Annotated in this window: 16 protein-coding genes; 5 read left to right on the top strand and 11 right to left on the bottom strand. The window is 70.5% G+C overall.

All coding sequences use genetic code 11. The annotated features are described in order from the left end of the window. Window positions 1-139: 139 nt before the first annotated feature. From EK403_RS06365 to EK403_RS06350, 4 genes are all read right to left on the bottom strand, one after another. Window positions 140-1588, bottom strand: coding sequence for a phospholipase D-like domain-containing protein (locus EK403_RS06365; protein WP_128776659.1), 1449 nt, complete (start codon window positions 1586-1588; stop codon window positions 140-142). A 73-nt stretch (window positions 1589-1661) separates the two neighbouring features. Beyond that, entirely contained in the window at window positions 1662-2621 is a 960-nt protein-coding gene (locus EK403_RS06360) for an NUDIX hydrolase (protein ID WP_128776658.1), read from the bottom strand. 180 nt (window positions 2622-2801) lie between these two features. Next, window positions 2802-3257, bottom strand: coding sequence for a tyrosine phosphatase family protein (locus tag EK403_RS06355; protein ID WP_342633775.1), 456 nt, complete (start codon window positions 3255-3257; stop codon window positions 2802-2804). Between the two features lie 150 nt (window positions 3258-3407). Beyond that, complete coding sequence (locus EK403_RS06350; RefSeq protein WP_128776656.1) at window positions 3408-4037, bottom strand: HD domain-containing protein; 630 nt, start codon at window positions 4035-4037, stop codon at window positions 3408-3410. 78 nt (window positions 4038-4115) lie between these two features. Here EK403_RS06350 and EK403_RS06345 point away from each other — a divergent pair, with 78 nt between their 5' ends. Both EK403_RS06345 and EK403_RS06340 read left to right on the top strand, forming a co-directional pair. Then, a complete protein-coding gene (locus EK403_RS06345) occupies window positions 4116-4769 on the top strand; it encodes a pyridoxamine 5'-phosphate oxidase family protein (RefSeq protein WP_128776655.1) in 654 nt (217 codons plus the stop codon). Window positions 4770-4883: 114 nt separating this feature from the next. After that, on the top strand, window positions 4884-6569 hold the full coding sequence (locus EK403_RS06340) for a hypothetical protein (protein ID WP_128776654.1): 1686 nt from the start codon (window positions 4884-4886) through the stop codon (window positions 6567-6569). Here the strand turns inward: EK403_RS06340 and EK403_RS06335 are convergent, their stop codons facing one another. Together EK403_RS06335 and ygfZ are read right to left on the bottom strand one after the other, a co-directional pair. Further along, window positions 6570-7184 (bottom strand): DNA-3-methyladenine glycosylase I, encoded by a 615-nt coding sequence (locus EK403_RS06335; RefSeq protein WP_128776653.1) that lies wholly within the window; start codon window positions 7182-7184, stop codon window positions 6570-6572. Then, window positions 7181-8047 carry a CAF17-like 4Fe-4S cluster assembly/insertion protein YgfZ gene (gene ygfZ, locus EK403_RS06330; RefSeq protein ID WP_128776652.1) on the bottom strand — a complete coding sequence of 289 codons (867 nt, stop codon included), beginning with the start codon at window positions 8045-8047 and terminating at the stop codon, window positions 7181-7183. The genes EK403_RS06335 and ygfZ overlap by 4 nt, the downstream gene beginning before the upstream one ends. A 95-nt stretch (window positions 8048-8142) precedes the next feature. On the opposite strand from ygfZ, the gene EK403_RS06325 reads away from it, so the two are divergent. After that, the gene (locus EK403_RS06325; protein WP_128776651.1) at window positions 8143-9474 is read left to right on the top strand and encodes a dihydroorotase; all 1332 of its coding nucleotides are present in this window, start codon (window positions 8143-8145) and stop codon (window positions 9472-9474) included. Between the two features lie 97 nt (window positions 9475-9571). Beyond that, window positions 9572-10204, top strand: a complete 633-nt coding sequence (locus tag EK403_RS06320; protein WP_245479543.1) for a LysE family translocator — start codon at window positions 9572-9574, stop codon at window positions 10202-10204. Between the two features lie 113 nt (window positions 10205-10317). On the opposite strand, the gene EK403_RS06315 is transcribed toward EK403_RS06320, so the two are convergent. From EK403_RS06315 to EK403_RS06305, 3 genes are all read right to left on the bottom strand, one after another. Continuing rightward, on the bottom strand, window positions 10318-10575 hold the full coding sequence (locus tag EK403_RS06315) for a hypothetical protein (RefSeq protein WP_128776649.1): 258 nt from the start codon (window positions 10573-10575) through the stop codon (window positions 10318-10320). 105 nt (window positions 10576-10680) lie between these two features. Next, complete coding sequence (locus EK403_RS06310; RefSeq protein WP_245479542.1) at window positions 10681-11154, bottom strand: TIGR02301 family protein; 474 nt, start codon at window positions 11152-11154, stop codon at window positions 10681-10683. Then, window positions 11151-11588 (bottom strand): NUDIX hydrolase, encoded by a 438-nt coding sequence (locus tag EK403_RS06305; protein WP_128776648.1) that lies wholly within the window; start codon window positions 11586-11588, stop codon window positions 11151-11153. Before EK403_RS06305 ends, EK403_RS06310 begins: the two co-directional genes overlap by 4 nt. Before the next feature lie 114 nt (window positions 11589-11702). Here EK403_RS06305 and EK403_RS06300 point away from each other — a divergent pair, with 114 nt between their 5' ends. Then, window positions 11703-12407, top strand: a complete 705-nt coding sequence (locus tag EK403_RS06300) for an SOS response-associated peptidase (protein ID WP_128776647.1) — start codon at window positions 11703-11705, stop codon at window positions 12405-12407. A 7-nt stretch (window positions 12408-12414) separates the two neighbouring features. Here the strand turns inward: EK403_RS06300 and EK403_RS06295 are convergent, their stop codons facing one another. After that, complete coding sequence (locus tag EK403_RS06295; RefSeq protein WP_128776646.1) at window positions 12415-12756, bottom strand: hypothetical protein; 342 nt, start codon at window positions 12754-12756, stop codon at window positions 12415-12417. Window positions 12757-12804: 48 nt separating this feature from the next. Beyond that, window positions 12805-14119 (bottom strand): FAD-binding oxidoreductase (locus tag EK403_RS06290; RefSeq protein WP_245479541.1); only part of this gene is annotated, 1315 nt, incomplete at its 5' end.

Raw genomic sequence — 14119 nt, 5'->3', positions numbered from 1 at the left:
AGAACGAGTCCCGCGAATGCCGCGACCGGGATCGCGAGCAGCAGAAGGGCGAGAAGGGTCCAGATGTCGAACGTGGCGCGCCCCCGAGCCGAAGGAGCGCGACGTTAAGCCGTCGCGGCCCGCGGTCAAAGCGGCGGCGTCATCTCTTTCGCCGCGTCACCGTGCGCCTCACGCGTCGCTTGGCGCGCCGCCAGATCCCGGGCGGCCGCTCGGGGTCGACGAAGTCGGTCTCGGCCAGCGCCTCCTCGAACTCGCCGACCTCGCGGATCGGCAGCGGGACGAGCCGCCGGCCGTCCTTCGACAGCGCCTCGATCGCGGCGATCAGCGACCCGGTCTCCTCGATCTTGGCGGCCACCGCTTCGGGCGTCGCGCCCAGATGTTCGGCCAGCAGGTCGTGGCGCACCCGCAGAACCTCGGCGCTCAGCCGCGCGTCTCCGCGGGCCTCGATCGCGAGGTCGCATTCTGTGTCGAAGCCCATCGACCGGTTGTTGAGGTTCGACGAACCGATTCGGAGCAACTCGTCGTCCACGATCATGACCTTGGCGTGGACGTAGATCGCGACGCCGGCGGCGGTCGCGGGCCAGTAGATGCGGAAGCGGCCCTGCGTGTCCGCCTGCTTTACATGGGAGAGCAGCCGCGCCCGGGCCGCGCCCATGGTGGACTCCTCGAGCCATCCGTCCTGCGATTCCGGATTGACGACCACGAACTCCGGTCCGTCCGGCTCTCGAAGGCGGCGGATCACGGCCTCGGCGATCTCGCGGCTCGCGAAATACTGGCTCTCGACATAGACGGAGCGCTTCGCTCGCGCGATCGCGGCGAGGTAGAGCTCCTCGATCTCGTTGACCTGGTCTTCGTTCTCATAGGCCGCGACCGTCCGCGCGATTCCGAGGTCGACGTCGGCCAGGGTCGGGACGAGATCGTCCGGCCAGGGATCGTCGACGGGCGGCGTCGGGTCGAGCGTCACGCCGGTCGCGCGGCGCCAGCGCTCGCGGCCGATCTCGCCGAGCGCCTTGGCCGCCGGCCCGTCGACGCAGGTCGTGGCGTCGTGCCAGGGCGGCAGCGGCCGGCCCCAGGGCGAGCGGCGCGACGGGTGGTCGTCGCGATGCTCGCGCGTGTCCCAGCGGCCGAGCGTCATGTCGATGCCGCCGCAGAAGGCGAGCGCGTCGTCGATCACCACGATCTTCTGGTGATGGGCCGCCATCCGCGGATGCGCGCCGTCGAGCTTGGTGCGGATGTTCTTCTGCGCCATCCACTGCAGCAGGTAGTAGGGCGTCTCGCCGCGCGCGAGCGACTCGATCACGCCGAGGTCCCACTTCAGCAGGTAGATCTGCAGCTCGGGCCGGCGCCTGGCGATCCAGGTCAGGAACGGGCCGAGCCTGTTCGGCCCCTCCAGGGTCGCGCCTTCGGGCTCGAACTCGATTCTTGAGTCGAAGTCCCAGCCGATCAGCATGACGCGGTGGTCGGCGTCGAGGATCGCCTGCTTGGCGCGCCGGTAATACTCGGCGGCGTCGACGATCAGCGCGAAGCGGTTCGCGCGCTCGATCCGCCAGCAGGTGTCGCCCGGAACAAGCAGGGGCTTTTCGGTCATCCTTGATCGCGCGCTCGCCGCCTCGGAGGCGGGTTATAGCGCGCGCCGCCGCGACGTCCCGGCCGCAACGCGATCAGCCGCGTCCGAAGCGCAGGCCCGGCGCCGGCCGCTCCTCGATCACCTCGCGACGGAAACGATAGAGCTGCGCCGGACGGCCGCCGGTCGCGGTCTCGGACGCGCCGGTCGGCTCGACCAGCGCCGCGGCTTCGACCAGCCGGCGGAAATTCTGCTTGTGGAGCCTGCGGCCCGCGACCGCCTCGACAGTCTGCTGCAGGGCCGTCAGCGTGAAGCGCGGCGGCATCAGCTCGAACACCACCGGCCGGTATTTCAGCTTGCCGCGCAGCCGCCCCATCGCGGTCGCCAGGATGCGGCGGTGGTCGTCACGCAACGGTTCGCCGAGCGCCGGAAGAATTTCACGCGCGAGCGCAGCGGGCCGGCCGTCGCGGCGCGCCTCCTCCAAGAGGCCGGCCTCGTAGAGCAGTTCGTAGCGGTCGAGCACCTTTTCCTCGTCCCATGGGCTGCCGTCCATGCCGAAGCAGAGCCGCGCCCGGGCGAGCCGCGGCAGCGCGCGTCCGGTCTCGGCCTCCGGCGCCTCCGCGGTCCAGCGGCCGAGAGCCGGCAGAATCGCGGCGTCGAGCACCTCGGGGCGGCGGCGGCGCCAGTCCTCCCATGGAAAGTAGCGGTACCAGGGCCGGAACGAGGCGCCGGCCTCCATCGGCGCCGCGCCCGGGGGGCGGCGGGTGAGCGCCAGATACCCGATCGAGACCATGTGCGGGGCGCTTGGCGCGACGGCGCGGCCGCGGTCGCCGAAGGTGTAGAGCTGCTCGACATAGCCGACGTCGAGCGCGGTCTGCTCGGCGATCGAGGTCCTGAGCGCGAGCTCGAGCGTGCGGTGGCGCGCCGGGTCGAAGGCGCCCGAAGGGAGGCCGGCCTGGCCGTTTCCGCTCTGCGCGACGAGAATGACCGGCGCGTCGCCCTCCACCGCGACGACTGCGGCCGACAGGCCGATCCCGACAGTGGCTGATTCGTTCACGGTGTCCTCGAGCGTCGCCCAAAGCTCATGCAGAGCGCCGTCGCCGTTCGACGGTTCGCGCTGCCGTCGTCGGCCGACGCGTGACGATTTCCGATTGGGCGCCGGAATGCAAAAACGCCGCCCGTCCGGGGATGGACGGGCGGCGCAAGTTTTGGCCCGGGCCAGCGGCGGAGGAAGCCGTCAGACCGCGACCAGTTCCCGCGCGGGGGAGACCATGGGAACGAGCGCGAAGGGCGCTCCCTCGAAGGCGTCGCGTCCGCGGCCGATCGCCTCGACCGCAGCGACCATCCGGCCCCGCCGTCCGAGGGCGGCGTCGGCGAGCCGCACGATCAGACGGTTCGGGGTCGCGGTCGGGCTGAGCGAACGCAGGGTTCGGGCGAGCTCGAATTCGTCGCGCTCCGGCTCGCGGGCGCAGGCGATGGCGTAGGCGGCCGCCGTCGAGCGGCTGACGCCCGCATAGCAGTGCACCAGGATTGCCCGGTCGTCCGCCGCCGCGAAGTCGAGCGCCTCCGCGACATGCCGCTCGCAGGGCGGCACGTAGCCGCAAAGCGGCTCGGAGATGTCGTGGAAATAAAGCGTCAGATGGTCGGCGGCCGCGATTCGCTCGGGCCTTACGATCTCCGTGTCCTCGGTCACGAGGGACAGCAGCCGCCTCGCGCCGAATCGCTCGGCGCATTCTCTCAAGCGGGTGATGGGACATACGGCGATCATCGAACGAACGATAACAAACGTGCGCGCGGTTCGCATGATCCATATGGGTGAGGCCCGTCGGAACGCACTGAAAGTTCAAACGCTGAGCGTTTGGAATCTTTCGATGAATCGACGTTCCGCGACACTCGCCGGCCAGGGGGTCAGGTCGGCGTCGGCGGGCGTCCCGTCCGGGCGTCCGAAGAAGGTACGGGCCTCGCCGAGCGAGAAGCCCGCGAGCCGCGTGGCCTCCAGGAAGGCGGCGGTCGAGTCGGCCCGCTTGACGAGCTTCGTCTCCGCCGCGCCCGGCTCGGATGGTAACCCGAAACGCACTCGGATCGCAGCGGTCAGGCGGCTCTCGACGGCGCGGTATTGGTCGCCGATCACCGCCTTGAACGGGCTGATGATGTCGCCGATGACATATTCCGGGGCGTCGTGCAGCAGGGCCGCCAGCCGGAGCGGCGAGGGGGCGGCGGGCTCCAGCCGGCTGACGATCTCCTCGACCAGCAAGGAGTGCTGCGCGACGGAGAAAATGTGCGCCCCAATGGTCTGGCCGTTCCAGCGGGCGACCCTGGCGAGCCCGTGGGCGATGTCCTCAATTTCGACGTCGAGCGGGGATGGGTCGAGCAGGTCGAGCCGGCGGCCCGACAGCATGCGCTGCCAGGCGCGACGCGGGGCTGGGGCGGATCGCCGGCTCGGGGCCGACGCGGACGGCGTTCTTTCGGGCATTTGCCTTTGACAGTCTCTGGCGGGCGGCCGAACCATGCCGCCCAAAACAACGCCAAGCCAATTGTACGGAGGACGCCGATGACCGTGATCTACGGGCCCGACCACCGCGCGCTTCAGGACGAGCACGATTCGCGCCGGCTCGCCGACCTCTGGCAGAGCATGCTGATCCACCAGGAGCTCGCGCCCGAGGAACAGGCTTTCATCAGCTCGCGAGATTTCTTCTTCCTCGCGACCGTCGACGCCGAAGGCAAGCCGACCGTCTCCTACAAGGGCGGCGGCCAGGGCTTCGTGCGCGCCCTGGACCCGAAGACGCTGGCCTTCCCCGGCTATGACGGCAACGGCATGTTCCTCTCCGCCGGCAACATCGCCGAGAACCGGTCGGTTGGCATGCTGTTCATCGACTTCGAGACGCCGCACCGCCTGCGCGTCCAGGGCGAGGCGGAGCTGGTGCGCGGCGGCGAACTGGTCTCGAGCTTCCCCGGCGCGGCCTATGCGGTGCGGGTCGCGGTCACCGACGCCTTCGTCAATTGCGGCCGCTACATCCACAAGCATGCGCGCGTCGAGACCTCGCGGCATGTCCCGGACGCCGAAGGCAAACAGCCGATCGCCGAATGGAAGCGCATCGACGCCGTGCAGCCGCATCTGCCGAAACGCGACAAGTCGCCGGCGGAGGAGGCGGGCGAACTGACGATCGAGGAGTATGGCGCCAAGGTCGCCGAAGGCTCGACCTGAGGCTGTCGATTAGCTCGGCGCAATCCTGACCGGCGCGCGGTGCGGTAAGTCGTCGCGCGGCGTCTGCGATCGCCTTAACCGGCTCCGAACGGACGTGATCTAGGCTGGCCGGCGATGTCCACCGTCGCCCAGTCCCAGTTCCGGCCCGTTGCGCTTGAAGGCCGCGTCGTCATGACGGCGCTCGCCTGCCTGGGCGTGGCCGCGTCCTATCTGCTCTACTGGACGCTGTTCCCGGAGCTGCAGGCCGGCGCGATCGGCAATGACGCGTTGTTTCTGGCCGACGGCGCCCGCCGGATCGCGGCCGGCGCCACGCCGCATGCCGATTTCTCGCTGCCGACCGGGGCCGAGCCGTTTCTCGGCTATTATCTGGCCGAGCGTTTCCTTCCGCAGATCTCGCCCTTCATCGGCTCGCAGCTCTTCGGCTTCGCGCTGCTCGTCCCGTTGCTGATCGCCGCCGCCTCGCAGCTGCCGAGCCGTCTTGCCGCCGTGGCGCTGATCGCGCTCGCCTCGGCGGCGGCGCTGCTGCCGTTCAACCTGCTGCCCACGGCCTTCTACGGAATCTCGTTCCACGCCAGCTACAACCGGCTCGGGACCGCGTTCGCGATCATCTATCTCGCCTGGGTCTTCCGGGCGGGGACGCGGCCCGCCTGGGTCGACGGACTGCTGATCGGCTACGCGCTGCTGTTCGCGTTCTTTTTGAAGATCGTCTTCTTCGGCCTTGTGTTCGCGCCGCTTATCGTGCTCGTGGGCTTGGACGCGCGCTTTCGGCGGATGGCGCTGATCGGCGTCGCGGCCTTCGTTCTCGTCCTCGTCGCCGTGGAAGCCGCGACCGGGATGGTCGGGGCCTATCTCGCCGACATCCGGGCCATGAGCCGCGTCAATGGCGGCCGCGCGCCCTATCTCGCCGCCTCCTTCGTGTTCCGGAATCTCGTCGAGCTCGCGCTGGTCGCGGCCGCGATCGCGCTGCTCGTCTGGGACCGACTGCTCGCGTTCCGTCAATCTGGAGGACCGTTCTTCGACCGGGCGCGCCCGGTCGCCATCCCGGTCGCGCTCGCCGCGGCGCTCGGAGCGCTGGTGTTCGCTGAGAGCCAGGCGACCGGAGGCCTCGAAGCCACAGGCGCGCTGGGCCTGTTGTTCGCGCCGGGCCTGTTCCGGCCGGCGCGGACCGCGCCGCTGAGCGCGCCCGTCGCGACAGCCGCCGTCACCCTGGCCGGCGGCGTCTATGTCGCCACCGTCGTCGCGACCGCGGGCGGCGTCCTGCTCAAGCGGCAGGGGCCAACGGCGGCGGAGCCCTGGACGGCGCGCTTCATGCCGCATCTCGTCGTGCCGGAGGATCTGCGGCGCGAGTCCGAGGCGCTCGAGAAGCTATGGACCAATGGCCGGGAGGCCGTGAGCGCCCTCGGCCCGAACCAGGACAGCATTCTGCAGGGCTTTCGGCTGACCCAGTATCTCGCGGTCTGGCGGACGGTCGACGCGGCGATCGCGCGGCTCGGCGGGGAGCGCGACCTCGGCGGCGTCATGACGCTGACCAATGTCGACCTGTTCGGCCTCGCGCTCGGCGCGAAGCCCGTGGAAGGCGCGAAGGTGGTCCACGACGTCGGGCGCACCATCACGCCGCTGACGCCCCAGCAGGCGAGCGACTATCTCGCCGACGCCGACACGGTGTTCGAGCCGACCTGCAGGCTCGCCGAGGCGCCCGTGACCTCGATCGCGCCCTGGTTCACTTCTACGCTCGCGGCGGAGTTCACGGTGCGGGAACTCACCCCGTGCTGGACGATGCATCGCCGCAAGGTGGGCTGATCAGGCCGTCTTCGCCACTTCCGCATGGCGCCAGCAGTCGACCATGTGGTCGTTGATCATCCCGACGGCCTGCATGAACGCGTAGACGATGACAGGGCCGCAGAAGGCGAAGCCGCGGCGCTTCAGGTCCTTGGCGAGCGCCTCGGAGACCGGCGTCGAGGCCGGGACCTGGCCGATCTCGCGCCAGCTGTTGACCAGTGGCCGATCGCCGATGAAGCCCCAGAGATAGTCGGAAAAATCCTCGCCTCGTTCCCGCATGACGAGATAGGCGCGGGCGGATTTGATCGCGCCCTCGATCTTGGCGCGCGAGCGCACGATGCCGGCGTCGCCCATCAGCCGGGCGATCTCCTTGTCGCCATAGGCCGCGACCGTCTCCGGATGGAAGCCCTCGAAGGCGGCGCGGAAGGCCTCCCGCTTTCTGAGGATGGTGATCCAGGCGAGGCCGGCCTGGAAGCCGTCGAGCACGAGCTTCTCGTAGAGCGCCCGCGGGTCGCGCTCCGGCACGCCCCAATCCGTGTCGTGATAGGCGACGTAGAGTGGGTCGGTCCCGCACCAGCGGCACCGGCAACGGCCGTCTGAATGATTGAGGACGCCGGACGGAGCGGCGTCGCTCAAGCGGCGGTCTCGCCGGGAAAGGCGTAGCGGGCCCAGGCAGCCCTCTCGACGGTCAGCATCGCGGCCCCGGCGATCAGCGGCTGGCCGGCCTCGCGAGCCTCCGCCGCGCGATCGAGCCTGAGCAGCGCGAGGCCGCGTCCCTCCGAGGACGAGCCCATGCGGCCTATGGTGCGGTCGCCCGCCGTCACCGCCGCCCCGATCTCCGGCGGAAGACCGTCGATCAGCACCGGCGTCACCCGGGTGCGGGCCGTGCCGCGGTGCTCCATGCGGCTCACCACCTCCTGGCCGACATAGCAGCCCTTCTTGAAGTCGATGCCGTTGAGCTGGTCGAGACAGGCCTCGTGCGGGAACGCCTCGCCATAGACGAAGTCGAGCCCGCCCTGCGGCATGCCGAGCGCGATGCGGTGCGCGCGATAGCCCTCAAGCCCGACCGGGACGACGCCTTCGGGCATCTTCACGTCGGGCGCTACATAGGCGCGTCCTCCGAGGCCGGGCAGGCGCGGATCGATCACGAGCTCCGGTCCGCCGCGCGGCAGCAGTTCGCCGTCGCCCCAAAGGGCGAGCACCCGGACCTTGTCGCCAAGCTCGGCGATCTCGATCTTTGAACGGAGCTTGTAGAGGGCGAGACGGCGGGCGAGGTCCGCGGAAAGATGGCCGGGCGCGTCGAGCCTGAAGCCGCCCTCGATCCGCGAGACCAGCATGTCGATGATGATCTTGCCCTGGGGCGTAAGCAAAGCGGCGTAGGCGGCGCGGCCGGGCGTCAGCCGGCTGACGTCATTGGTCAGAAGATTGTCGAGAAAGCGGCCCGCATCGGCGCCCGTCACCGTCAGGACGCCGCGGCCTTCGAGGAAAGCGCCGCGCATCGGCTTTCTCCCGTCCTTGTTGCCATCAGCCCCGCGCGAGGGTAGCGACGCCGGAGCCCGCCCTCAAGCCGATCCTTCGACGGGGACGCCCACCGATGCCAGAAACCTTCGACCTCGTGATGACGGGCGGCTCGGTCGTCAATCAGGACGGCGAACGCCGCGCCGACCTCGGCGTGCGGGACGGGCGGATCGCGGAGATCGGCGACCTGTCGCGCGCCCATGCCGGCGAGCGGATCGACTGCCAGGGCCTGCATCTGCTGCCGGGCGTGATCGACACCCAGGTGCATTTCCGCGAGCCGGGCGCCGAAGACAAGGAGGACCTCGAATCCGGCTCCCGCGCCGCCGTGCTGGGCGGCGTGACGGCGGTGTTCGAGATGCCGAACACCAACCCTCTCACCGTCACGGCCGAGGCGCTGGCCGACAAGCTCGCCCGGGCGAAGGGCCGCATGCATTGCGACCACGCCTTCTTCGTCGGCGGCACCCATGACAACGCCCGCGACGTCGCTGAGCTCGAGCGCCTGCCGGGCGCCGCCGGCATCAAGATCTTCATGGGATCGTCGACCGGCTCTCTGCTGGTCTCCGACGACGAGGGCGTGTCCGAGGTCCTGTCGCGGACGCGCCGGCGCGTGTCGTTCCATTCGGAGGACGAGCCGCGGCTTTCCGATCGCAAGTCGCTGCGCGTCCCGGGCGACCCGTCGAGCCATCCTGTCTGGCGCGATCCCGAAGCCGCCCTCAAATGCACGCGGCGGCTGGTGGCGATCGCGCGCCGCCACGGCGCCAAGGTCCATGTGCTGCACATCTCGACCGCGGAGGAGATGCGCTTCCTCGCCGACTTCAAGGACGTCGCGACGGTGGAGTGCACGCCCCACCATCTCACGCTCGGTTCCGACGCCTACGCCCGGCTCGGGACCCGCGCCCAGATGAACCCGCCGGTGCGCGACGACGCGCATCGCGCCGGGATCTGGTGGGGCCTCGAGCAGGGCGTGGTCGACGTGCTGGGATCCGACCACGCGCCCCATACGCTGGAGGAGAAGGCGAAGCCCTACCCGGACAGCCCCTCGGGCATGACGGGCGTCCAGACGCTGGTGCCGATCATGCTCGACCACGTCGCGGCGGGCCGCCTCAGCCTCGCGCGCTTCGTGGACCTGACGAGCGCGGGCCCGTCGCGGATCTTCGGCATCGCGCGCAAGGGGCGGATCGCGGTCGGCTACGACGCCGACCTCACCGTCGTCGACCTGAAACGCCGCGAGACTATCACGAATGCGTGGATCGGCTCCAAGAGCCGCTGGACGCCTTATGACGGGACCGAGGTTCGCGGCTGGCCCGTCGGAACCATGATTCGGGGACGGCGCGTGATGTGGGACGGCGAGATCGTGACTCCGGGCCAGGGCGAGCCGGTGCGGTTCCTGGACACGCTCCGTTCGTGATTCTCCATTCAGCTCCCGGCGCTTCGCTTGCCGGCGACGCGCCCGGCCCCACTTGGCGCGCTGGGCTTCCAGACATACGAGGGAGACGCCGGCCGTGATGGACGTCTCGCTCGTCGCGACCGGGATTGCCATCGGCATCGGCGTCAACGCGCCCGTCGGCCCCGTGAACGTGATGTGCATCCACCGGGCGATCCGCAACGGACCGACCTCCGCCATGGCTGCGGGCGTCGGGGCCTGGGTCGCCGACGTGCTGTTCGCGGCGGCCGCCGCCTTCGGCGTGACCGCGATCTCGACCTTCGTGGAGGGCCATCTCGCGGTCATCAAGGTGCTGGGCGGGGCGCTGATGATCGCCTTCGGCATGAAGCTGCTCTACGCGCCGTCCTCCGTGACCGAGGCGCCGAAGGACGACACCAAGCTCTCCCTGTTCCGCGCGGCCGCGACCTCGCTGGTGCTCACCGCCACCAACCCCGCGGTGCTTCTCGGCTTCTTCGCGATCTTCGGCGGCCTCGCCGGAATCGGAGAGAATCCGGGCGACTTCGGCGCGGCGGCGCTGCTGACCGCAGGCGTCGCGATCGGCAGCGCGGCGTGGTGGGCGGCGCTGTCGACAGGCGCCAGCCATCTCCGCGAGCGCATCGCCGAGCGCTGGCTCGGCCGCATCAACACGCTGTCGGGCAGCGGCCTGGTGATCTTCGGGGTGGTCGTTCTGGTCGGCGTCGCGCTGGGGTATTGAGCAGACCCGCGCCTTTGCGCTGCCCGTCATCGCCGGGCCTGACCCGGCGATCCATCATTTTGGCTTGAGAGATGGATGCCCGGGTCGAGCCCGGGCATGACGGATGAGCCGCCTCAGTGCGGCAGGCTGGGCAGGGTGTAGCCGCCCGAGCGGATCCGTTCCGGCAGCTTTTCGGCGAAACGCGCCGTCGCCTCTTCGCCGAAGGACAGCACGAGCTCCTTCAGCGCCGCGAACAGCGCCGCATGCGCGACGCAGTCGGGCGCGATGCCGTCGAGCAGCGCGTCCTCCCACGCCTCGTCCAGATAGGCGAGCGCCAGCCGGCGGCCGTCGACCGTCTGCCCGTCCGTCGTCGAGGAATCGTCGTGGCTCATGGAGCCTCCCATCTGCGCACTACGACGGTAACGACTTTCCGCGGGACGAGAAGCCGATTCTCAAAGAAAGGGTTAATCAATTGCGGAAAACCCCACCGATCGTGTTTACGGACCGTAACGGGCCCTGACGTCTGTCGCGATCCGGGACGTTTCCTCGAGGAACATCTTGCTCGCATGCTGGGCAGCCGGCGTGCAGCTGCGATAGCTGCGCGCCCATGTCCGGAAGCTGGCGTTGAACGCGCCGGCGAGCCGGTCCCGGCGGTCGGGCGTCGGCGCGTCGGCCTCGATCAGCGCCGCCATGCGGTCGCGCCAGATCGTGGCGTCCTTGGCCCCGCAGACGGTTCTGAGATGATGCAGGGCGCCCAGAACCTCGGCGAGGCGCGTGAGCTGCGGCTCGTAGGGCGGCGGCGCGTTGGGGTCGGGGGCGGCGGGCTGCGCCGGCGGAGGCGGGGCGGCCGGCGGCGGAGGGGGGACGGGCCGCGGCGGCCGACGCTCGATGTGCTGCTGAGCAGCGACCGGAGCGGCGGCGAGAGACAGCGCGAGCGCGAGCAGAAGTCCCCGGGCGGCGGGGCGCGTCACGCCGCAAGCTCCGCGGCGCGGCGCACGACGCGCGCGAGGTCGGGCGTCATCTCGTAGGCCGCGAGCCCGTCGGGCGACACCCAGGCGATCGCCTCGGCCTCCTCGGTTGGAGCAGGCTCTCCCCCGGTCAGCCGGCCCGCGAAGGCCAGGATCACGGCGTGGCGCTCGACGCGGCCGTCGGGACCGCGGCCGATCGATTCGACGATGTCCGCCAGGCCGAGGATCTCGGCCTGGGCGCCGGTCTCCTCGAAGAACTCCCGGCGCGCGGCCTCAGCCGCCGTCTCGCCGAACTCGACGCCCCCGCCCGGCAGCGACCAGAGCCCGCGATTCGCGCCGCGGCCGCGCCGCGCGATCAGCACCGCGCCGTCGCGGAAGCAGGCGAGACTCACGGCGAGCAGCGGACGCTCTCCGGCGCGTTCTCCCGGCCCGCTCATGGCGCGGCGTCCGAAACCGCTTGATCGCGGCGCGGGCTCCGTGCGAGCACGCGTCGCCGCGGAAACGCGGCCGGCGGGGCGCGGCGCGCGTCGCCGCATGCGGGGGCATCGATCATGTGCGGACGTTACGCCCTGACGACTTCGAGGGAAGCGCTGGCGGCGCTGATGCGCGCCGTCGCGGCGACCGAGTTTCCCCCGCGCTATAACATTTCTCCGGGACAGACGGTCCAGGCGGTCGCTGTGGAGAACGGGCGCCGTCTTCTGACGCCCTATCGGTGGGGGCTGATCCCGAGTTTCGCCACGGCCGACAAACCGTCGCCGCTTGTGTTCAACGCGCGCACCGAGACCGCCTCGCAGCGGCCGGCCTTCCGTTCGGCGCTGCAGAGCCGGCGCTGCCTCGTGCCCGCGGACGCCTGGTACGAATGGCAGGCGATCGGCCGCTTCAAGCAGCCCTACCTTATTCGCAGGGTCGACCGGTCTCCGATGATGTTCGCGGGGCTCTGGGAGCGCGTCCCGGGGGCCGACAGGGCAGCGGGACGTGCGCTCGCGATCCTCACCGTCGCCGCGAGCGACGACGTCTCGGCGATCCATGACAGGATGCCGGCCGTGCTCGCGCCCGAATATTGGGACGCCTGGCTCGACGTCAGGGTCGACGGCGGCAGCCTCGCGATGCGGTGTCTGGAGCCCGCCCGGGAGGGGGCCTACGAGACGTCGCCCATCGGCGCGCTGATCAACCAGACCGGCAATGACGGTCCGGAGGTGCAGGAGCCGGCGCCCAGCCGCGGCGAGGCCGAGGCCGGCCAGCCGCGCCTGATCTGACGCGCCTTCAGCCTCGGGGAACGACCCTCGGGAACGGCGGGAACGCGCCGCGGTCGGCCGGCCGCGCGGTCTCGACCGTGTAGCGCGGCTCGCAGGCGGCCGGCACATGCACCTCGTGCTCGCGGTCGACCCAGCGGCAGGAGGCGTAGCCGGAGACGCCGCGCTGGCAGATCTGCTCCTTGTACCGGGCGACCTCGACACGGGGGCCGCGACAGACCGCGCCGACATCGCTTCGCTCATCGACAGCGGCGGCCGGAGCGCGGCCGGACATGTCGGCGGCGCCCGCCGGCGCAAGTCCTGCGAGAGCGAGGAGGAAAGCGAAAGCGAGGCGGCCGACGACGCGGGACATGGCGCGGCTCCGAAAGCGGGGACCGCGCCGATCATGGCCGCGTCGCCGTTAAGCCCGGGTTTCCTCAAACAGGACGCCCGGATTGAACAGGCCCTTCGGGTCGAGCGCGCGCTTGACCTGCCGGAACAGATCGAGCTCGACCTCGGACTTCACGCCCGGCAGCAGGCCACGCTTCAGCCGGCCGACGCCGTGCTCGGCCGCGATCGAGCCGCCATAGTCGGCCACGATGTCGTGGACGATGCGGTTCATCGCGTCCCAGCCCTTGAGGTAGTCCTTCTTGTCGGCGCCGACTGGCTGGCTGACGTTGAAGTGGATGTTGCCGTCGCCGAGATGGCCGAAGGCGACGACGCGACTTCCCGGAAGGTGTTTTTCGACGGCCGCTGAAGCCTCGACGATGAAGTCCGCGACCTTGGAGAGCGGCGTCGAGACGTCGTGCTTGATCGAGCCGCCGGCGTGGCCCTGCGCCTCCGACAGGCCGAGCCTGAGCCGCCAGAAGGACTGCGCCTGATCCATGGACGCCGCGATCGCGGCGTCCGTCACCGTTCCGTCCTCGAAGGCCGTCTCGAGAATCTTCTCCATCGTGTCGGCGAGCCCGACCTCGAGCGGCGAGGAAAGTTCGAGCAGCACGTACCAGGGCGAAGGCTCGGCGAGCGGGTCGCGGGCGTCGGCCATATGGTCGAGGACGAATTCGAGCCCGATGCGGGGCATCAGCTCGCAGCCGGTGAGCGCCTGGCCGGCGCGACCACGTGCGAGCCGGAAGAGCTCGAGCGCGGCGTGCGGGGTCGGCACGGCCACGAACGCGGTCGCGGTCTCGCGCGCCGCCGGGAACAGCTTCAGCACGGCCGCCGTGACGATCCCGAGCGTGCCCTCCGAGCCGATGAAGAGGTGTTTCAGATCGTAGCCCGTGTTGTCCTTCCTCAGGCGCCTGAGGCCGTTCCAGATCCGCCCGTCGGGCAGCACCGCCTCGACGCCGAGCACGAGGTCGCGCGTGTTGCCATAGGCCACCACGCCGACGCCGCCGGCGTTGGTCGCGATGTTGCCGCCGATCGTGCAGGTGCCTTCCGAACCGAGGCTCAAGGGAAAGAGGCGTCCGGCGTCGGCCGCCGCGTCCTGCGCGCGCTGCAGGGTGACGCCGGCCTCGACGACCATGAGGTTCTCGTCGGCGTCGACCTCGCGGATGCGGTCGAGCCGCTGGGTCGAGATCAGGATGGCGGCGCCGCTCGCGTCCGGGGTCTGGCCGCCGACGAGGCCGGTGTTGCCGCCCTGCGGGACGATTGGCGTCCCTGTCTCGTAGGCGAGCCTGACGATTGCCGCGACCTCCTCGGTCGAGCGCGGCGTCAGCACGAGGGCCGCGCGTCCCTTG

Origin of the sequence: Hansschlegelia zhihuaiae (genome assembly GCF_004103825.1) — a bacterium.
GTDB lineage: Bacteria > Pseudomonadota > Alphaproteobacteria > Rhizobiales > Methylopilaceae > Methylopila > Methylopila zhihuaiae.
This window is presented reverse-complemented; position numbering and strand designations above follow the sequence as displayed.

Bases quoted from the DNA above. Each gene is read 5' to 3' on its own strand.
- EK403_RS06325 (WP_128776651.1), top strand. From the start codon at position 8,143: ATGCCAGAAACCTTCGACCTCGTGATGACGGGCGGCTCGGTCGTCAAT.
- EK403_RS06315 (WP_128776649.1), bottom strand. From the start codon at position 10,575: ATGAGCCACGACGATTCCTCGACGACGGACGGGCAGACGGTCGACGGC.
- EK403_RS06305 (WP_128776648.1), bottom strand. From the start codon at position 11,588: ATGAGCGGGCCGGGAGAACGCGCCGGAGAGCGTCCGCTGCTCGCCGTG.
- EK403_RS06300 (WP_128776647.1), top strand. From the start codon at position 11,703: ATGTGCGGACGTTACGCCCTGACGACTTCGAGGGAAGCGCTGGCGGCG.
- EK403_RS06350 (WP_128776656.1), bottom strand. From the start codon at position 4,037: ATGCCCGAAAGAACGCCGTCCGCGTCGGCCCCGAGCCGGCGATCCGCC.
- EK403_RS06295 (WP_128776646.1), bottom strand. From the start codon at position 12,756: ATGTCCCGCGTCGTCGGCCGCCTCGCTTTCGCTTTCCTCCTCGCTCTC.
- EK403_RS06365 (WP_128776659.1), bottom strand. From the start codon at position 1,588: ATGACCGAAAAGCCCCTGCTTGTTCCGGGCGACACCTGCTGGCGGATC.
- EK403_RS06340 (WP_128776654.1), top strand. From the start codon at position 4,884: ATGTCCACCGTCGCCCAGTCCCAGTTCCGGCCCGTTGCGCTTGAAGGC.
- EK403_RS06345 (WP_128776655.1), top strand. From the start codon at position 4,116: ATGACCGTGATCTACGGGCCCGACCACCGCGCGCTTCAGGACGAGCAC.
- EK403_RS06320 (WP_245479543.1), top strand. From the start codon at position 9,572: ATGGACGTCTCGCTCGTCGCGACCGGGATTGCCATCGGCATCGGCGTC.
- ygfZ (WP_128776652.1), bottom strand. From the start codon at position 8,047: ATGCGCGGCGCTTTCCTCGAAGGCCGCGGCGTCCTGACGGTGACGGGC.